The organism is Arthrobacter sp. 05T45, from assembly GCF_056395875.1.
In genome coordinates this window covers 161,639-180,790 of the sequence record NZ_JBFTKI010000006.1, presented here as the reverse complement: position 1 = coordinate 180,790, position 19,152 = coordinate 161,639, and the positions used below count along the sequence as shown (strand labels likewise).

19 protein-coding genes are annotated in these 19,152 nt (G+C 67.2%); 13 read left to right on the top strand and 6 right to left on the bottom strand.

The genetic code is table 11. The features are described 5' to 3' along the window. Positions 1–104 precede the first annotated feature (104 nt). Positions 105–1,643 carry an amino acid permease gene (locus tag AC1DGD_RS09290; RefSeq protein WP_476856605.1) on the top strand — a complete coding sequence of 513 codons (1,539 nt, stop codon included), beginning with the start codon at positions 105–107 and terminating at the stop codon, positions 1,641–1,643. Further along, the gene (locus AC1DGD_RS09285) at positions 1,640–3,337 is read left to right on the top strand and encodes a flavin monoamine oxidase family protein (protein WP_476856604.1); all 1,698 of its coding nucleotides are present in this window, start codon (positions 1,640–1,642) and stop codon (positions 3,335–3,337) included. The genes AC1DGD_RS09290 and AC1DGD_RS09285 overlap by 4 nt, the downstream gene beginning before the upstream one ends. 27 nt (positions 3,338–3,364) lie before the next feature. Here AC1DGD_RS09285 and AC1DGD_RS09280 read toward each other — a convergent pair whose 3' ends face one another. The 3 genes from AC1DGD_RS09280 to purU form a co-directional block, all read right to left on the bottom strand. Then, positions 3,365–3,886 carry a gamma carbonic anhydrase family protein gene (locus tag AC1DGD_RS09280; RefSeq protein ID WP_223914204.1) on the bottom strand — a complete coding sequence of 174 codons (522 nt, stop codon included), beginning with the start codon at positions 3,884–3,886 and terminating at the stop codon, positions 3,365–3,367. 104 nt (positions 3,887–3,990) lie between these two features. After that, positions 3,991–4,470: a methyltransferase domain-containing protein gene (locus AC1DGD_RS09275; RefSeq protein ID WP_476856603.1), complete on the bottom strand. Its 480-nt coding sequence runs from the start codon at positions 4,468–4,470 to the stop codon at positions 3,991–3,993. Positions 4,471–4,491: 21 nt separating this feature from the next. After that, entirely contained in the window at positions 4,492–5,352 is an 861-nt protein-coding gene (gene purU, locus AC1DGD_RS09270; protein WP_476856602.1) for a formyltetrahydrofolate deformylase, read from the bottom strand. A 313-nt stretch (positions 5,353–5,665) separates the two neighbouring features. Between purU and glyA the strand changes: the two genes are divergently transcribed. The 11 genes from glyA to AC1DGD_RS09215 all read left to right on the top strand — a co-directional run bounded on the left by glyA (position 5,666) and on the right by AC1DGD_RS09215 (position 15,565). Next, positions 5,666–6,964 (top strand): serine hydroxymethyltransferase, encoded by a 1,299-nt coding sequence (gene glyA / locus AC1DGD_RS09265; protein ID WP_028277328.1) that lies wholly within the window; start codon positions 5,666–5,668, stop codon positions 6,962–6,964. A 3-nt stretch (positions 6,965–6,967) separates the two neighbouring features. Next, entirely contained in the window at positions 6,968–7,888 is a 921-nt protein-coding gene (locus AC1DGD_RS09260) for a bifunctional methylenetetrahydrofolate dehydrogenase/methenyltetrahydrofolate cyclohydrolase (protein ID WP_476856601.1), read from the top strand. 182 nt (positions 7,889–8,070) lie between these two features. Next, positions 8,071–9,048 carry an ABC transporter ATP-binding protein gene (locus AC1DGD_RS09255; protein WP_043436284.1) on the top strand — a complete coding sequence of 326 codons (978 nt, stop codon included), beginning with the start codon at positions 8,071–8,073 and terminating at the stop codon, positions 9,046–9,048. 10 nt (positions 9,049–9,058) lie between these two features. Then, positions 9,059–9,937: an ABC transporter permease gene (locus AC1DGD_RS09250; protein WP_476856646.1), complete on the top strand. Its 879-nt coding sequence runs from the start codon at positions 9,059–9,061 to the stop codon at positions 9,935–9,937. Next, a complete protein-coding gene (locus AC1DGD_RS09245; protein WP_079553256.1) occupies positions 9,934–10,782 on the top strand; it encodes an ABC transporter permease in 849 nt (282 codons plus the stop codon). The genes AC1DGD_RS09250 and AC1DGD_RS09245 overlap by 4 nt, the downstream gene beginning before the upstream one ends. 24 nt (positions 10,783–10,806) lie before the next feature. Further along, a complete protein-coding gene (locus AC1DGD_RS09240) occupies positions 10,807–11,163 on the top strand; it encodes a VOC family protein (RefSeq protein WP_230009984.1) in 357 nt (118 codons plus the stop codon). Positions 11,164–11,291: 128 nt separating this feature from the next. Next, a complete protein-coding gene (locus AC1DGD_RS09235) occupies positions 11,292–11,861 on the top strand; it encodes a hypothetical protein (RefSeq protein WP_476849122.1) in 570 nt (189 codons plus the stop codon). 10 nt (positions 11,862–11,871) lie between these two features. Further along, complete coding sequence (locus AC1DGD_RS09230; protein WP_476849121.1) at positions 11,872–12,705, top strand: exodeoxyribonuclease III; 834 nt, start codon at positions 11,872–11,874, stop codon at positions 12,703–12,705. A 17-nt stretch (positions 12,706–12,722) separates the two neighbouring features. Next, on the top strand, positions 12,723–13,838 hold the full coding sequence (gene trpS / locus AC1DGD_RS09225) for a tryptophan--tRNA ligase (RefSeq protein WP_476856600.1): 1,116 nt from the start codon (positions 12,723–12,725) through the stop codon (positions 13,836–13,838). A gap of 4 nt (positions 13,839–13,842) precedes the next feature. Next, complete coding sequence (locus AC1DGD_RS09220) at positions 13,843–14,454, top strand: 2'-5' RNA ligase family protein (protein ID WP_223914197.1); 612 nt, start codon at positions 13,843–13,845, stop codon at positions 14,452–14,454. After that, complete coding sequence (locus AC1DGD_RS09215; RefSeq protein ID WP_476849161.1) at positions 14,399–15,565, top strand: YihY/virulence factor BrkB family protein; 1,167 nt, start codon at positions 14,399–14,401, stop codon at positions 15,563–15,565. Before AC1DGD_RS09220 ends, AC1DGD_RS09215 begins: the two co-directional genes overlap by 56 nt. Here the strand turns inward: AC1DGD_RS09215 and AC1DGD_RS09210 are convergent. The 3 genes from AC1DGD_RS09210 to sdhA all read right to left on the bottom strand — a co-directional run bounded on the left by AC1DGD_RS09210 (position 15,528) and on the right by sdhA (position 19,010). After that, complete coding sequence (locus tag AC1DGD_RS09210) at positions 15,528–16,292, bottom strand: alpha/beta hydrolase family protein (RefSeq protein WP_476856599.1); 765 nt, start codon at positions 16,290–16,292, stop codon at positions 15,528–15,530. The genes AC1DGD_RS09215 and AC1DGD_RS09210 overlap by 38 nt on opposite strands. A 134-nt stretch (positions 16,293–16,426) precedes the next feature. Beyond that, positions 16,427–17,209, bottom strand: a complete 783-nt coding sequence (locus tag AC1DGD_RS09205; protein ID WP_026537821.1) for a succinate dehydrogenase iron-sulfur subunit — start codon at positions 17,207–17,209, stop codon at positions 16,427–16,429. A 1-nt stretch (position 17,210) separates the two neighbouring features. Further along, complete coding sequence (sdhA, locus tag AC1DGD_RS09200) at positions 17,211–19,010, bottom strand: succinate dehydrogenase flavoprotein subunit (RefSeq protein ID WP_476849119.1); 1,800 nt, start codon at positions 19,008–19,010, stop codon at positions 17,211–17,213. Between the last annotated feature and the right edge of the window lie 142 nt (positions 19,011–19,152).

Here is a 19,152-nt window from a genome sequence, read left to right as displayed (position 1 = left end):
CATGAGTGAAGACTACAGGTCGTTTTGCACAACCTTGAGAGGTGGCTCACACGCCTAGGGTTGGTTCGGGAAACCGACCACTACTGAAGATAAGGACGTCAATGATGACTGTGCCAACTCTGATCGGCGACCGCCCGCCGGCGGAAGCCGGCCGTCCCGGGCTCACCGCCCAGCTCCTGCGCCGCAAGCCGATCGGACAGCTGGTCCGCGAGGCCGAGACCGGACACGGCGGCACGCGGCTGGTCCGCAGCTTCGGTGTCCTGCAGCTGACCATGATCAGCGTCGGCGCCACCCTGGGCACCGGCATCCTGGTCATCCTGGGCCAGTCGGTGCCGCTCGCCGGCCCGGCCATCTGGATCTCCTTCGCCATCGCCGGCTTCGCCGCCCTGCTCTCCGCCGTGTCCTACGCGGAGATGGCCGGCCTGGTCCCTGCCGCCGGTTCCAGCTACTCCTACACCTATGCCACCATGGGCGAGGGCATGGCCTGGATCTGCGGCTGGTGCCTGGTGCTCGAATACGCCGTCTCCGTGGCCGCCGTCGCGGTCGGTGCGGGCCAGTATGTCAACGAGGCCCTGGCGGTCTTCGGCCTGGAACTCCCGGACGCCATCTCGCAACCGCCGGGAGCCGGCGGCGTGCTGAACGTGCCCGCAATCGTGATTGTCGCCCTGGCCACCGTGCTGTTGGTCCGCGGCGCCAAGGAGAGCGCCTGGATCAACACGGCGATCGTCCTGGTCAAGGTCGGCATCCTGCTGTTCTTCTGCGCCGTGGCCTTCACCGCCTTCAACGGCGGACACTTCGAACCCCTCATGCCGATGGGCGCCGCCGGCGTCTCCGCCGCAGCCTCCCGGGTCTTCTTCTCCTACATCGGCTTCGATGCCGCCTCCACGGCCGGCGAGGAGGCCCGGAATCCCAAGCGCGACCTCCCGCGGGCCATCCTGCTCTCCATGCTGATCGTCACCAGCATCTATGTGCTTGTGGCCGTCGCCGCCATCGGCGCGCGCCCCTGGGGCTGGTTCGACGGCACCGAGGCGGCCCTCGTGAAGATCCTTGAGGAAATCACCGGCCAGCCGTGGGTTGGCGTGGTGTTCGCCGTCGGCGCCGTGCTCGCCATCGCCAGCATCGTGCTGACCGTGCTGTACGGGCAGACCCGGATCCTGCTTTCGATGTCGCGCGACGGCCTGGTGCCCAAGGTCTTCGGCCGGATCTCGGCCCGGACCGGCACGCCGGCTGCCGGAACCCTGATCGTGGGCACCGCCGTCGCACTGACCGCCGGCCTGGTGCCGCTCGGTGCCCTCGCCGACGCGACCAGCATCGGTACCCTGTTCGCCTTCGCCCTGGTCAACGTGGCAGTCATCTACCTGCGGCGGACCCGGCCCGAACTCACGCGCAGCTTCCGCGTCCCGCTCTTTCCGCTGACACCGGTTCTCGGCGCCCTCATGTGCGCTTACCTCATGGCCAACCTCGGCGCCGAGACCTGGGCGGTGTTCGGGGCCTGGATGCTCGTTGGCTGTGCCGCCTACTTCGGCTACGGCCGGAAGAACTCCAGGGTGGCTGCGCTGAGCCACGAGGACTACCTTGACCTATCAAGCCGCCACCCTGACAACACCACCACACACCAGGAAATGAAGGCAGAGACCTCATGACCATCGCCACCGAACTTCCGGCTCCCCGGTCCGCTGCTGAAGCGGGCGCGGCGCCCATCACCATGCTGAATCCGGACTTCCCGTTCAGCTACGACCACTACCTCGCCCACCCGGAGGGCCTGGGATCGGTGCCGCCCGAGCTGTACGGGACCGAGGTCGCCGTCGTCGGTGCCGGACTGTCCGGACTGGTGACCGCGTATGAGCTCATGAAGCTGGGCCTGCGGCCGGTTGTCTACGAGGCCGACAGGATCGGCGGCCGGCTGCGGACCGCCAGTTTCCCGTCCGCGCCGGGGATCGTGGCGGACCTCGGCGGAATGCGGTTCCCGGAATCCGGCAAGGCCTTCTACCACTACGTGGACCTGCTCGGGCTGCAGACCCGGGCCTTCCCCAATCCGCTGGCGCCGGCGACCTCCAGCACGGTGATCGAGCTCGCGGGCCAGAAATACTATGCCGAGACCGCCGCGGACCTGCCGCCGTTCTTCCGTGAGGTGGCGGACGCGTGGAAGGCTGCCGTGAACGACGGCGCCGCGTTCGCCGAGATGCAGGACGCCATCCGCGCCCGGGACACAGCCCGGATCAAGGACCTCTGGAACGCGCTGCTCCCGCAGCTGGACGAGCAGACGTTCTACGGCTTCATCGCCGGCAGCGACTCCTTCAAGGAAGCCGGATTCGCCCACCGCGAGGCCTTCGGGCAGGTGGGATTCGGCACCGGTGGCTGGGACACCGACTTCCCCAACTCGATCCTCGAAATCCTTCGCGTGGTCTACACCGACGCCGATGACCGGCACCGGCTCATCGACGGCGGCGCGCAGCGGCTCCCCGAGGCACTGTGGGAGCACGCGCCGTCGGGTATGGCCCACTGGCCGGACGGCACCTCGCTGGCCTCGCTGCACGCAGGCGCGCCGCGCGGCGCCGTGGACCGCATCGCCCGCGACGGCGGCGGCGACTTCCGGATCCGGGAACGCTGGGGTCGCGAATCCGCCTACCCGGCGGTGGTGACCACCTGCCAGTCATGGCTGCTCTCGACCAGGATCCACACGGACGAGGCCCTGTTCCCTGCCGAACTGTGGACGGCGATCGAGCGCTCCCACTACATGCAGTCCTCCAAGACCTTCGTCATGGTGGACCGGCCGTTCTGGAAGGACATCGACCCGGCCACCGGCCGCGAGGTCCTGTCCATGACGCTGACCGACCGGTTGAACCGTGCCACCTACCTGCTGGACAACGGCCCGGACCAGCCGGCCGTGATCCTGCTGTCCTACACCTGGAACGACGACGCGCTGAAGTGGCTCTCGCTCACCGCGGAGGAACGGGCGGAGCTCATGTTGCACTCGCTGCAGCAGATCTACCCCGGGGTGGACATCGCCAGCCACATCGTGGGCCAGCCGATCACGGTCTCCTGGGAGGCCGACCCCAACTTCATGGGCGCCTTCAAAGCCAACCTGCCGGGACACTACCGCTACCAGCAGCGGCTCTTCACGCACTTCAAACAGGACGGGCTGCCGGCCGAACAGCGCGGGATCTTCCTCGCCGGCGACGACGTCTCCTTCACCGCCGGCTGGGCCGAGGGAGCCGTCACCACCGGGCTCAACGCCGTCTGGGGCGTGGTCAACCACCTCGGTGGCTCCACCCCGGCCGGGAATCCCGGACCGGGCGAGCTGCTCTCCGAGCTCGGGCCGATCGCCCTGGACTGAGCGCCGCCGGCCCCGGCGCACTGCTCCTCAGGCGCTGTGAAGTTCGCGGTGCGCGCGTGCCAGTTCCTGATAGTGGGCGGCGTTGTGCTGGACACCGGCGAACTCCTCGTCGCTGAGCTCGCGCCGGACCTTGGCCGGAACGCCGGCCACCAGCGAGCGGGGCGGGATGACGGTGCCCTCCAGCACCACGGCACCGGCGGCGATGAGGGACCCGGCGCCGATCACGGCCCCGTTGAGGATGGTGGCGCTCATGCCGATCAGGCAGTCGTCCTCAACGGTGCAGCCGTGGACCACGGCGCTGTGGCCGACGCTGACCCGCGCACCGACGGTGCAGGGGAAGCCGGGGTCGGCGTGCAGCACCACGTTGTCCTGCAGGTTGCTGCCGGCGCCGACGGTGATGGCAGCGGTATCGGCGCGGACTGACACGCCGTAGAAGGCGCTCGAGTTCTCGGCCAGGGTGGCGTTGCCGATCACGGACGCCGTGGGCGCGACGAAGGCGGAGTCATGGACGGCCGGAGTGGTACCGGCGAATGCGTAGAGGGGAGCCATGCCTCCAGCCTAGGACACGCCCCACGCCCCGTTGAGCTATCAGTTCTGGTTGCCATGGGCGCGGTTTAACCACCACAAGTGATAGCTCAACGGGAAAAGGAGGGTCAGGCGGGGGAGCGGAGCACCGTGAAGCCCTCGCCGCCCCACTCGCTCTCGCCACGCCACTCGCCCTCGCCGCGCGGGTCGGCCGAGGTGTGCGGGTCGCCTGAGCTGCGCGGTTCGGGTGCGGGGAGTACGACGGCGATCGGCGCGCCCGGTTCCGCCACCCGCCCGAGTTCGCGGACGACGTCGTCCCACTGTTCCGCAGGCAGGCCCGCCAGGGCGTCCACCGCCCACACTGAGGCAAACGCGGCATCGGCGAACGGCAGGGAGACCGGTCCGGCCACGGAGGCTTCCAGCCCGTGGGATCGGGCGATGTGGATGTTCTCCTCGGACTGGTCGACACCGGTGAAATGGATGCCGGACTGCACAAAGTGCAGCCCGTCGGCGCCCGGGCCGCAATCCAGGCCCAGCACGCCGTGCCGGCCCTCGTTCTTCAACAGCGCCACAAACGATTCGAGCCGGTCCCTGCGGGAGGATTCCATAGCTCCAGTTAATGACCGCTTCTAGTTAAAGACAACCGTCCGGTTGCCGTCGAGCAGGACGCGGTGCTCGGCATGCCACTGCACGGCCTGGGCGAGGGTCCGGCCCTCCACGTCGCGGCCCATCTGGACGAACTGCTCCGCGGTGCGCCGGTGGTCCACGCGGATGACTTCCTGCTCGATGATGGGCCCCTCATCCAGGGCCGCCGTGACGTAGTGTGCCGTGGCGCCGATGAGCTTCACGCCGCGGGCATGCGCCTGGTGGTAGGGCTTGGCACCCTTGAAGGAGGGCAGGAACGAGTGGTGGATGTTGATGGCCTTGCCCGTCAGTTCGGTGCAGAGCTCGTCCGAGATGATCTGCATGTACCGGGCCAGGACTGTGAGCTCGATGTCGTGTTCCTTCATCAGGACCCGGAGGGCGTCCTCGGCCTGGATCTTGGTGTCCGGGGTGACCGGGATGTGGTGGAACGGGATGCCGTAGAACTCCGCCAAACCCTCGAGGTCGCGGTGGTTGGACACGATGGCCGGAATGTCGATCGGCAGGGTTCCGGAGCGCTGCAGGAACAGCAAGTCGTTGAGGCAGTGGGCGGACGTGCTGGCCATCAGCAGGGTGCGGACCCTCCGCCCGGCCGGGTTGAGGCTCCACTGCATCCCGAAGGCCTGCGCCACAGGTTCCAGCGCCGCCTGCAGCTCCGCCTGGGCCGCCGCCGTCGTCGCCTCGACCCGCATGAAAAAGGTGCCCGTGCCCTGGCTCCCGTACTGCTGGGAATCTGTAATATTGCAGCCCGCCACCAGGAGGGCCCCGGCGACGGCGTGCACGATGCCAGGCCGGTCAGGGCAGGAAAGAGTCAGGATGTAGGAGGCAGTCAGGTTCTCATCAGTCACGAGGAACAGCCTACCTGCGCTTCAAGGGCAGTTTTGAAAGGGTTTTGGTAGTGTTAACCCGTCGCAACTGGCGTTGGATGGCTAACCATCAGGGAGCGGCACTCACGAAGACCACGGATCGTACGCCTGGGCCGAGGGTCATGTCTTACCGGTCGGCAGCATCACCGCTGCCGCACCGTTGCTGGTGCCCGCGCGGGGTGCCGGCCGCCGCTGTCGCGGCCCGCTGTCAAGGGGCCCGTAATCAAGGGGCGGCGCAACGGGCCAGCCGGTAGCCTGACCAATAGCCGTACCCGTTGCCAACCAGGAGTTCCTCGTGACTACTACCACCGCCACCTCAGCCGCCGTGAGCAACCAGCCGCTGGCCGAACTCGACCCTGAAATCGCCGCCGTCCTTGCCCAGGAACTTGGCCGCCAGCGCGGCACCCTGGAAATGATCGCTTCCGAGAACTTCGCCCCGCGCGCCGTGATGGAAGCCCAGGGCTCCGTCCTGACCAACAAGTACGCCGAGGGCTACCCGGGACGCCGCTACTACGGCGGGTGTGAATACGTCGACGTCGCGGAGCAGCTCGCGATCGACCGCGTCAAGGACCTCTTCGGCGCCGAATACGCCAACGTGCAGCCGCACTCCGGTGCGCAGGCCAACGCCGCCGCGCTCGCCGCCATGATCACTCCCGGCGACAAAATCCTGGGCCTGTCCCTGGCCCACGGCGGGCACCTCACCCACGGCATGAAGCTGAACTTCTCCGGGAAGCTCTACAACGTCGCCGCCTACCAGGTCGAGGAAGATGACTTCCGCATCGACATGGACAAGCTGCGCGAGCAGGCCATCGCCGAAAAGCCCCAGGTCATCATCGCCGGCTGGTCCGCCTACCCGCGGCACCTCGATTTCGCGGCCTTCCGTTCGATCGCCGACGAGGTCGGCGCCCTGCTCTGGACCGACATGGCGCACTTTGCCGGCCTCGTCGCCGCCGGACTGCACCCGAGCCCGGTGCCGTACTCCGACGTCGTGACCTCCACCGTGCACAAGACGCTGTCCGGTCCGCGCTCCGGCGTGATCCTGGCGAAGCAGGAGTGGGCCAAGAAGCTTAACTCCGCCGTGTTCCCCGGCCAGCAGGGCGGCCCGCTCATGCACGTGATCGCGGCGAAGGCCGTGGCCTTCAAGATCGCCGGCACCGAGGAATTCAAGGAGCGCCAGGAACGCGTGCTCGAAGGCGCCAAGATCATCGCCGAGCGCCTCGGCCAGGCCGACGTCGCCGGCGCGGGCGTCTCGGTCCTGACCGGCGGCACCGACGTGCACCTGGTCCTGGTGGACTTGCGCAACTCCCAGCTGGACGGCCAGCAGGCCGAGGACCTCCTGCACTCGATCGGCATCACCGTCAACCGCAACGCGGTGCCGTTCGACCCCCGCCCGCCGATGGTCACCTCCGGCCTGCGCATCGGCACACCTGCCCTGGCCACCCGCGGCTTCGGCGCCGAGGAATTCACCGAGGTGGCGGACATCATCGCCACGGCGCTGAAGTCCGGAGCTGCCACGGAGATCGAACCCCTGCAGGCCCGCGTGGACAAGCTCGCCGCCGATTTCCCGCTGTACCCGCAGCACGAGCAGTGGTAGGCCATGACTTCTTCGCACACCGCAAAAACGGCTGAAACTGCACGGATCCTTGACGGCAAGGCCACCGCCGCCGCCATCAAGGCCGAGCTGACCGAGCGCGTGGCCGTGCTCAAGGCCCAGGGCATCACGCCCGGGCTGGGCACCATCCTGGTGGGCTCCGATCCCGGGAGCACCTGGTACGTCGGCGGCAAACACAAGGACTGCGCCGAGGTGGGCATTACCTCCATCCGCCGCGACCTGCCGGAAGAGACCAGCCAGGACGAACTCCTGGCCGTGGTCCGCGAGCTCAACGAGAACCCGGAATGCACCGGCTACATCGTCCAGCTGCCCCTGCCCAAACACATCGACCAGGACGTCATCCTGGAGGCCATGGATCCCGAGAAGGACGCCGATGGCCTGCACCCGATGAACCTGGGCCGGCTCGTGGCCAACGTCAGCGGACCCATGAAATCCCCGCTGCCGTGCACGCCCAAGGGCTGCGTGGAGCTGCTGACCCGGCACGGGATCGACCTGAACGGCAAACGCGTCCTCGTGGTGGGCCGCGGCGTCACCATCGGCCGTCCCGTGGGTCTGCTGCTGACCCGCAAGGACGTCAATGCCACGGTCATCCTGGCCCACACCGGAACGGTGGACCTGCCGGCAGAACTGCGGCAGGCTGACGTCGTGATTGCCGCCGCCGGGCAGCCGCACATGATCAAGGCCGCGGACCTCAAGCCCGGGGCGATCGTGCTCGACGTCGGTGTCAGCCGGGTCGATGACGGCAGCGGCAAGGCAGTGGTCACCGGCGACGTGGACCCCGCTGCGGCCGACGTCGCCGCCTGGCTCTCGCCGAACCCCGGGGGAGTGGGGCCCATGACCCGCGCCATGCTGCTCGCCAACGTGGTGGAAACCGCGGAACGCCAATGGGCAGAGAAAAACCGCTGAGCAGAGGAACGCCGCCCGGGCCCGCCTAAGGCTCCTGCGGTGGTTGGGCCGGCTTTCGGCGGGCCCAACCACCGCAGGATTCCGCACGTTCTAACGCCTGCCGGCATAACGGAACGGATACGTCAGGAGTTTTTACGAAAAGACTCTTTCATAGTTTGCGGGGATCCACTACCGTAGTGCGGGTGTCCGAACTTGCCTCTAAAGAATCACGCGCGAGCAGCCCCTCCGACGCCGCTCTCCCATACGTCATCACCGCCGAGAACCTGACCAAACGTTACGGCGACGTCACCGCCGTCGACGGCATCTCCTTCCGCGTTCCCGCCGGGGAAGCGTTCGGCCTGCTGGGCCCCAACGGCGCCGGCAAGTCCACCACGATGAAGATGATCGGCGGGGTCTCGCAACGCACCTCCGGCAGCCTGAATATCATGGGCCTGGACCCCGAACAGCACGGGCCGGAGGTCCGCGCCCACCTGGGCGTCGTGCCGCAGCAGGACAACCTGGACGAGGAACTGAAAGTCCGGGACAACCTGCTGGTCTACGGCCGCTATTTCGGCCTGCCCATGAGCTACCTCAAGCCCAAGGCCGATGAGCTGCTGGAATTCGCCCAGCTCACCGACAAGGCCAACTCCAAGGTCGATGCCCTCTCCGGCGGCATGAAGCGGCGCCTGACAATCGCCCGCTCGCTCATCAACGAGCCCCGGATCCTGCTGCTGGACGAGCCGACGACCGGCCTTGACCCGCAGGCCCGGCACATCCTCTGGGACCGGCTGTTCCGGCTCAAGGAACAGGGCGTCACCCTGATCCTCACCACGCACTACATGGACGAGGCCGAGCAGCTGTGCGACCGGCTGATTGTGGTGGACAAGGGCAGGATCATGGCCGAGGGATCGCCGGCCAGCCTGATCCGCGAATACTCCACCCGCGAGGTCCTGGAACTGCGCTTCGGCTCGGAGCGCAACGCGAGCGTCGGCGCGGAGCTCGGCGGCATCGGCGAACGCGTGGAAACCCTGCCGGACCGGGTGCTCATCTACGCCCACGACGGCGAGGCCGCCCTGGAGCAGGTCACCGCCCGCGGCCTGCGTCCGGTCACCTCACTGGTCCGCCGCTCCTCACTCGAAGACGTCTTCCTGCGCCTGACCGGCAGGAGCCTCGTTGACTAAGAAAGAGCAGCTGACTAAGCCAATTCAGGCAGCGGGAACGACGGCGGGCGCCGCGGCGGCGGGGACGGCCCTGCGCGCGCACTCGCCGGAAGTCTCGGCCGCCCGTGCCCGCCGCTGGGGCGCGTTCTACTACGCCGAACAGGTCCTGCGGGTCATGAAGGGCTACGGCTGGACCATCGTGATGTACGGGGTGGGACAGCCGGTGGCCTACCTGTTCGCGATGGGCGTTGGCCTGGCCACCCTGGTCGAGGCCAACGGCGCCGGCGTCTTCGGCGGGGTCAGCTACCTGACGTTCATCGCGCCGGCCCTGCTGATCTCGGCCGCCGTCATGACGGCTGCCAACGAGTTCACCTTCCCCGTGATGGACGGCTTCAAGTGGCGGCGCGTCTACTACGGCCCGCACGCCTCACCGCTGACTCCCGAGCAGATCGCCGGCGGCCAGATCATCGCCGTGACGGTGCGCTTCCTGCTGCAGTCGGCCATCTACTTCGCCGTCGTCGCGCTCTTCGGCGCCTCGCCCGGCGCCTGGGGCTGGGTGTCGATCCTCATCGCCACCCTCGCCGGCCTGTCCTTCGGCCTGCCGCTCATGGCCTACGCGGCCACCATCCAGCACGACAAGGGCCAGTTCGCCATGGTCATGCGGTTCATCGTCATGCCGTTGTTCCTGTTCTCCGGCACGTTCTTCCCGCTGGACACGCTCCCGCTCGCAGTCCGCTGGATCGGCTGGATCTCACCGATCTGGCACGGAACCGAGCTTGGCCGCGTGGTCAGCTACGGGTACGAGGAAGAGCCGTGGCTCACCGTCGTCCACGTCCTCTTCCTGCTGGGCCTGGCGGCTGCCGGCTGGATCCTGACCAAACGCCAGTTCGCCAAAAGGATGGCCTCATGAGCGTCCTGACCGGAAGTTTCAACACAGGGGACCACAGCGTCACCGAAGCCGCGCGCCGCCGCCGCTTCGGGCCCATCTACTCCCGCAACGTCCGCGCCGTCGTTGCCCGCGGGCTCATGGCCACCAAGAGCAGCAACTGGATGGTCATGGTCTCCGGGTTCTTCGAACCCGTGCTGTACCTGATCTCCATGGGCGTGGGCCTGGGCGCCATTGTCGGGTCGGTCCAGGGCCCGGGCGGGCAGGAAATCAGCTACGCCGCGTACATCGCGCCGGCGCTGCTGGCCGTGTCCGCCATGAACGGCGCCGTCTACGACTCCACGTGGAACGTCTTTTTCAAGATGAACTTCGCCAAGCTGTACCAGGGCATGCTCTACACCTCGCTGGGGCCGCTGGATGTCGCCATGGGCGAAATCTTCCTCGCCCTGCTGCGCGGGGCCATGTACGCGACCGGCTTCACGGCCGTCATGGGCCTGATGGGCCTCATCACCACGCCGTGGGCCATCCTGATGATCCCGGCCTCGGTGCTGATCGCCTTCGGCTTCGCGAGCTTCGGCATGGGGATCACGAGCTACATGAAGACGTTCCAGCAAATGGACTGGATCAACTTCGTCATGCTGCCCATGTTCCTCTTCAGTGCCACGTTCTACCCGCTCAGCGTCTACCCGCAGTCCATCCAGTGGCTGATCCAGGCCATGCCGCTGTGGCACGGCGTGGAACTGCTGCGCCAGATCAGCGTGGGGGTGTTCACCCCGGCCACCGCCGTGCACATCGGCTACTACCTCGTCATGATTGCCCTCGGCGTCCTGCTCACCACGAGCCGGCTGCGCAAACTGTTCCTCAAGTAGCCGTCCTTCCAAAAAGGAGACCCCATGATCGGAAAATGGCAGGCCCTCGTCATCGACTGCGAGGACCCGGACAAGCTCGCCGGCTTTTACCAGGAGCTGCTGGGGATGATCCGGGTGCAGGAGGACGAGGAATGGATTTCGATCGGCGACGCCGCCGACCGTCCCGCCGTCGCCTTCCAGCGGGTGGAACGGCTGGTCCGCCCGCAGTGGCCCGACGCCGAGCACCCGCAGCAGATGCACGTGGACGTGCTCGTCGGGGACCTCGACGCCGCCGAAGCCGAGGTGCTCCGGCTCGGCGCCACCAGCCTCGACGCCGGTACGGAAACCTTCCGGGTCTACACGGACCCCAGCGGCCACCCGTTCTGCCTTGTCCTGACCTAAACCTCCGTCCTGACCTAAAAGCTGGTCCTGACCTAAACGCTGGTCCTGACCCAGGCCGGGCGCCGGGGCGGCGTTCGCCCGGGGTGGAAGCGGAACGGGCGGCCGGCCCCGTTTGCGATAATGGGCTCATGCAATCTCTGGGTAGCTCCTCGTCCACGTCCAACGACACAACGGCCCGCGGCCGGTTTTCCATGTTCCGCATCAGCGGGCCGGGGCTGCTGGTCTTCATCATCGCGTTCGTGGTGGCCGTGATCTTCGCGGCCAACCAGAACGACGTCGTGGGCTGGATCGTGGCGATCATCGCCGGCTTCTGGCTGGCGCTGGCCTCCTTCGTCGTGTTCAGCATCCAGAAGGCTGCGAAGAAGGCCGGGGCCAGGCTGACCGAGGCCCAGAACGCGTTCAACGCCGCAGCGGGCCGGCCGCCGGCTGCGGGCAGCGCGGACCACGGCGGAACCCGCGTGGTGAGCGAAAGCCGCGCAGCGGACAGCGTCCGCGACATGAAGCTGGACCACTCCTTCAAGATCGTCCAGGTCCAGGTCCGGGTGGTCGAGCAGGAGCGGGCGAAGGGCGAGGCGGCGGACCGCGACACGATCAGCCGCGCCCTGGAGACCATCGAGATCACCGCCACCAACGCGCGGGACATGATCAAATCCCCGGGCGGCGATGACGCTCCCGTCAGCGGAACCATCATCGACTAGAGTGGATCGGGTGAGCTCGGCATTGAAGAAGGACCACCTTCGCATCGCGTCAGTCAACGTCAACGGCCTCCGTGCCGCCTACAAGAAGGGCATGGCGGAGTGGCTTGAGCCGCGCGAGGTGGACATCCTGTGCCTCCAGGAGGTCCGCGCGCCGGACGCGATCGTCGAGGAACTGCTCGGCGAGGGCTGGTACATTCTCCACGCCGAGGCCGAGGCCAAGGGCCGGGCCGGCGTTGCCATTGCCTCCCGGGAAGAGCCCCTGGCCACCCGGGTGGGGATCGGCGATGACTTCTTCGCCACGGCCGGACGCTGGGTCGAGGCGGACTACATCGTGCGGGACGCGGACGGGCAGGCCTCACAGCTGACCGTCGTGAGCGCCTACGTGCACTCGGGCGAGGCCGGCACTCCCAAGCAGGACGACAAATTCCGTTTCCTCGACGTCATGGTCCAGCGGCTGCCCGAACTCGCCAAGCACAGTGACCACGCGCTGGTGGTGGGCGACCTCAACGTCGGCCACACGGAGCTGGACATCAGGAACTGGAAGGGCAACGTCAAACGTGCCGGCTTCCTGCCGGAAGAGCGGGCCTATTTTGACCGTTTCTTCGGCGAGGAAATCGGCTGGAAGGATGTTCACAGGGGCCTGGCGGGTAACGTCGACGGCCCCTACACTTGGTGGTCGCAACGGGGCCAGGCCTTCGACAACGACACCGGCTGGCGCATCGATTACCACATGGCCACGCCCGCTCTCGCTGCTGCCGCAGTGTCAGCCGTTGTTGACCGGGCAGCGTCCTGGGACACACGCTTCTCCGACCACGCCCCGCTGGTAGTGGACTACCGGCTCTAGTCTTAAGGCTTCCACGAATGACCACCACTTCAACTGCGACCACTGTGACCCAGAACGGCGCCGCCCCCGACGCTCAGACTGCCACCGCGAAGGACGCCTCTGCGGCCACCGCGGCCCGGCACCGCATCCTCTCCGGCATGCAGCCCTCCGCCGACTCCCTGCACCTTGGCAACTACCTCGGCGCCCTCGTGAACTGGGTCCGGATGCAGGACGAGTACGACGCCATCTTCTTCATCCCGGACCTGCACGCGATCACCGTTCCGCAGGATCCTGCCGAGCTGGCGCACCGCACCCGGGTCACGGCCGCGCAGTACATTGCCGGCGGCGTCGACGTCGACAAGTGCACGCTCTTCGTCCAGTCCCAGGTGCCCGAGCACGCCCAGCTGGCGTGGGTCCTGAACTGCATCACCGGCTTCGGCGAGGCGTCCCGGATGACCCAGTTCAAGGACAAGGCGCACAAACAGGGTTCTGACCACGCCAGCGTCGGGCTGTTCACCTACCCCATCCTGCAGGCAGCCGACATCCTGCTGTACCAGCCGCACGGTGTCCCCGTCGGCGAGGACCAGCGCCAGCACGTGGAACTCAGCCGTGACCTGGCCCAGCGGTTCAACTCCCGCTTCGGCGACACGTTCACAGTGCCGCAGCCCTTCATCCAGAAGGAATCCGCGAAGATCTACGATCTGCAGCACCCCACCGCCAAGATGTCCAAGTCTGCGGAGTCGCCGGCAGGGCTGATCAACCTGCTGGACGAGCCCAAGGTCACGGCCAAGCGGATCAAGTCCGCCGTGACCGACACGGAGACCGAGATCCGGTTCGACCGGGAGGCGAAGCCGGGCGTGTCCAACCTGCTGACCATCTACTCCTCGATCACCGGGCAAAGCGTCGACGCCCTCGTCACCGCCTATGAGGGAAAGATGTACGGCCACCTGAAGGCGGACCTCGCCGAGGTGGTCACGGAGCACCTGACCCCGATCCGGAACCGGGCCAAGGAGCTGCTGGACGATCCCGCGGAGCTGGACCGGCTGCTGGGCCTCGGCGCGGACAAGGCCCGGGAGATTGCCTCGGTGACCCTGCGCGACGTCTACGCCAAGGTGGGTTTCCTGCCCTATGCCGGCGCCCAGGGAGTCCGCTAGGTCAATGTCCTCCGTCAGCAAAGTCACCGCGAAAGCCGCCACGTCGAACGGACAGCGCAGCGAAGGCATCAGCATCGGTGTGATCCTGAGATTCCCGGCGGACATCGCTGAGGAGCTCCAGCGCTGGCGGGCATCCTTCGGGGATCCCATGGCCGCCGTCGTCCCGGCCCACATCACGCTGGTCACCACCACCATGACCAAGGACTGGGCCGCGACCCAGCGCCATGTCCGGGACGTGGCACGGCGGCAGGAGCCCTTCACTGTGACCATCGCAGGGACCGGGTCTTTCCGGCCGGTGTCCCCGGTGGTCTTCCTGAACGTAGAGGACGGCTTCGGGGACTGCGTGAACCTGCACCGCCAGCTGCAGTCCGGCCCCCTGGAGCGGGAACTGCCGTTCGGTTACCACCCGCACGTCACCGTGGCCCACGATGTCGCCCCGGAAAGCCTCGACGAGGCCGAAACGGTCCTGAAGGATTACAGGGCCACGTTTCCTGTGGCTAGCATGGGACTTTACGAGCACGATGACAACGGCATCTGGCAGCTACGGGAAGAGCTTGATTTTGGGACCAAACCTGACCACGACAGAGGCCCGGACGGCACCGCAGGCGCCCGATAAGCCGCCGCTCCCCACCGATCTGGCCGGGCTGAAACTGGAAGTCATCCGCAAGAGGGTCGAATGGGGCCGGGCCCGGCGCTCCGGCGGCGGCATGGTCGCGTCCCTGATCGCGATGATGAACTGGCTCCTGGCCCGGCTGAACATGCTGCTGCCCCTGCGCGCATACTCGCACTACCTGCGTCAGCGTGGCCCGCTGTTGAGTGCCGGCATCGGCTTCCGGATGTTTTTCTCCATCACGGGCCTGTTGGCCACTGGCTTGTCCTTGGCGGGCCTCGTGCTCAGCGACCACCCGGCCCTGCTGGACCAGGTCATCAGGAGTGTGGCCGCCGCCGCGCCCGGCCTGTTGCAGGTCGACGGCAGCGAGGGGCTGGTTGACCCCTATGCGCTGCTGAACCCCACCAGCCTGGGTTGGGCCGCCGGGATCGCCGCCGTGGTGACGGTGTTCACGTCCCTGGGCTGGATCAGCGGCATCCGCGACGGTATGCGGAGCATGATGCAGCTCGGCCCTTTGGTGATGAATCCGATCCTGCAGATACTCAAGGACGTCGGCACGCTGCTGCTGATGGGGCTGGCCCTGGTAGTCAGTTCCGCCGCCTCGCTGATCTTCGGCACGGCCGCCGGATGGGTTACCGGGCAGCTGGGCCTCGAACCGATAGTTGCCGGGCCGCTGACGACCTCCGTCACGATCCTCGTCCCGCTGCTGCTCGGCTGGGGCACCGCCGTGATCATGTACCGGGTGGCCGCCGGGCTGAAGCCAGCCCGGCGCTCCCTGCTGGAAGGGACCACTCTCGCCGCGGTGGGCACCACCATCCTGCAGATCTTCAGCACCCAGCTGCTGGCCAGCGCGGGCAAGAACCCCATTCTGGCGCCCTTCGCCATCATCATCGGCCTGCTGATCTGGTTCAACCTGGTCAGCCAGGTCTACGTGATCTGCGCCGCGTGGGTGGCGATCCGGGAAGAGGACCTCAAGGCCGGGCCCGCCGCCGCGACCACGGGCTGGGGTGCCCGGCGCGTCCAGCCGGGTAAAACCCCGGTAGAGCCGCGGGTCCGCCGCAGGCCGCTGGCCGCCGCGTTCAGGCGTCGAGGTACTGGTCGGCCCACGCCGAAATAATCTTCGCCGCACGGGCCGCCTGGCCTTTGCCGGTCAGGAGATGGTCGCTGCCCTCCAGCGAGACGAAGCTGCGCGGGTGGCGTGCCGTCTGGAAGATGGTGCTGGCGTTTTCGATCCCGACCGTATTGTCGGTGGGGGAGTGCAGCACCATGAGCGGCTTGTGCAGCTGCCGGATGCAGTCCGTCAGGTCCGCGTTTTCAAGGTCCTCGACGAAGTGCCGGCGGATCTCCACCCGCTTGCCGCCGAGGTCCACCTCGGCGCTTCCCTCGCTCAGGATCCGGTCCAGGGCCGCGTCAAAGACGTGGGCCACGTGCTTGGGGGAGAAGGGGGCACCCACGGTGGCCACGGCCCTCAGCTCCGGGATCTGCCGCGCGGCGGATAGGACGGCCGCGCCGCCAAACGAGTGGCCCACCAGCAGGGAAACCCGCCGGTCTGAGTCCCGCATGAATTCTGCGGCCTTGACGGTGTCGGCCACCTTGTGGCTGAAGGACCCCTCCGACCACATTCCCGCCGACTCTCCGAGCCCTACGTTGTCGAACCGGAGCATGCCCACGCCGTTGTCCGCCAGGGCCTTGCACATCCGCGACGCCGAGGGGCTGTCCTTGCCCAGGGTGAAGCCGTGCGAGAAAACACCCCAGCCCTTGACCGGGCCCTCCGGCAGGTCCAGCACGCCGGAGAGCAGCTCGCCGGTGGAACCCAGGAACGAGACTTTTTCTGAGTGGGACAAAGCGTCCCCTTTCGTGTGAGGGCGAATCATTGAGGGCGGAAACGACGGCGGCGCCCCCACCCGGAAGGTGAGAGGCGCCGTCGTCGGTAACTACTGAAGGTGAAGCCGGTAATGCGGGCCGGTGGAACCGGTCCTTAGACCTTGCGGGACAGGATGGCCTGCTTGACCTCAGCGATTGCCTGCGTGACCTGGATGCCGCGGGGGCATGCTTCGGTGCAGTTGAAGGTGGTGCGGCAGCGCCACACGCCTTCCTTGTCGTTGAGGATCTCCAGGCGCATGTCGCCGGCGTCATCACGGGAATCGAAAATGAAGCGGTGCGCGTTGACGATCGCCGCCGGGCCGAAGTACTGCCCGTCGGTCCAGAACACCGGGCAGGACGAGGTGCACGCGGCGCACAGGATGCACTTGGTGGTGTCATCGAACCGTTCGCGGTCCTCGGCCGACTGCAGGCGTTCCTTGGTGGGCTCGTGGCCACGGTTGATCAGGAACGGCATGACTTCGCGGAAGGACTGGAAGAACGGCTCCATGTCCACGATCAGGTCCTTCTCCACCGGCAGGCCCTTGATGGGCTCGACCGTGATGGGTTTGGACGTGTCCAGGTCCTTCAGCAGGGTCTTGCAGGCGAGGCGGTTGCGGCCGTTGATGCGCATGGCATCGGAGCCGCAGACGCCGTGGGCGCAGGACCGGCGGAAGGAGACGCTGCCGTCCATCTCCCACTTGATCTTGTGCAGGGCGTCCAGGACACGGTCGGTGCCGTACATGGTGACCTTGAAGTCATCCCACGTGGCGTCCTCGGAGACCTCGGGGTTGTAGCGGCGCACGCGCAGCGTGACGTCGAAGGACGGGATTTCCCCGCCCCCGCCGACGCCGGCGGGCAGTTCGATCTTGGATGCTGGCTCAGCGAGTTCAGCGCTCATCTTAGTACTTCCTCACCATCGGCTCGTAGCGCGTAAAGACCACCGGTTTGGTGGCAAGCCGGATGCCGGCAATCGACTCGGCGGAACCGTCCGCCGGGGCGTGGTCATCCTTGTACGCCATGGAGTGCTTCATGAATTTTTCGTCGTCGCGCTCGGGGAAGTCCTCGCGGAAGTGGCCGCCGCGGGATTCCTCGCGGTGCAGGGCCGCCACGGTCATGACCTTGGCGAGCTCGAGCAGGAAGCCCAGCTCCACGGCCTCGAGCAGGTCCAGGTTGAAGCGCTTGCCCTTGTCCTGGACGCTGATGCGCTGGTACCGCTCCTCGAAGGAGGCAATGTCCTTCAGGACCTGGTTCAGCGTGTCGGCGGTGCGGAACACCTGCATGTTGGCGTCCATGGTGTCCTGCAGTTCCTTGCGGATCGCAGCGACCTTCTCGGTGCCGTCAGAGGTGCGGACGTGCTCCAGCAGGTTCAGCGTGTAGGCCTCCGGGTCAACGGGGAGCTCCACGAAGTCGGCGGTTTTGGCATACTCGGCGGCGGCGATACCGGCGCGCTTGCCGAACACGTTGATGTCCAGCAGCGAGTTGGTGCCCAGACGGTTGGAGCCGTGGACGGAGACGCAGGCGACCTCGCCGGCGGCGTAGAGGCCCGGGACCACCGTGTCGTTGTCCTGGAGGACCTCGGCGCTGATGTTCGTGGGGATGCCGCCCATGGCGTAGTGGGCCGTCGGGAACACCGGAACCGGCTCCGTGTACGGCTCCACACCCAGGTAGGTGCGGGCGAACTCGGTGATGTCCGGCAGCTTGGCATCGATGTGTGCAGGCTCAAGGTGCGTCAGGTCCAGGAGGACGTAGTCCTTGTTCGGGCCGCAGCCTCGTCCCTCACGGACTTCGTTGGCCATGGAGCGGGCCACGATGTCGCGCGGGGCGAGGTCCTTGATGGTGGGCGCGTAGCGCTCCATGAAGCGTTCACCCTCGGAGTTGCGCAGGATCGCGCCTTCGCCGCGGGCGGCCTCGGAGAGCAGGATGCCCAGGCCGGCCAGACCTGTCGGGTGGAACTGGAAGAATTCCATGTCCTCCAGGGGGATGCCCCGGCGGAACGCGATGCCCATGCCGTCACCGGTCAGGGTGTGGGCGTTGGAGGTGGTCTTGAAGACCTTGCCGGCGCCGCCGGAGGCGAACACCACGGACTTGGCCTGGAAGACGTGCAGCTCGCCGGAGGCGAGGTCGTAGGACACGACGCCGGCCACGCGCTTCTGCTTGTACGGCGTGCCGTCCTCGCGGACAGCGTCCTCTTCGACGGTCAGCAGGTCCAGGACGTAGTACTCGTTGTAGAACTCGACGTTGTGCTTGACGCAGTTCTGGTACAGGGTCTGCAGGATCATGTGGCCGGTGCGGTCGGCGGCGTAGCAGGCGCGGCGGACCGGTGCCTTGCCGTGATCGCGGGTGTGGCCACCGAAGCGGCGCTGGTCAATGCGGCCCTCGGGCGTGCGGTTGAACGGCAGGCCCATCTTTTCCAGGTCCAGGACGGCGTCGATCGCTTCCTTCGCCATGACCTCGGCGGCGTCCTGGTCAACCAGGTAGTCGCCGCCCTTGATGGTGTCGAAGGTGTGCCACTCCCAGTTGTCTTCCTCGACGTTGGCCAGGGCTGCACACATGCCGCCCTGCGCCGCGCCGGTGTGGGACCGCGTGGGGTAGAGCTTGGTCAGTACTGCTGTTCGGGCGCGCTGACCTGATTCGATCGCCGCGCGCATTCCGGCGCCACCGGCACCGACGATCACGACGTCGTACTTATGGACCTGCATACCAGACGCTCTTTCTCTCAAAATTCGCTATAAACCACCGGCAGGCCGCGCCTGCCCGGTGAAGTCTCGTGCAATCTGCGCCTGCGTTCGGCAGGCAAGATCAGTTGCCGTGACGGACCGCGGATTCCTGCCCGGACGGGCT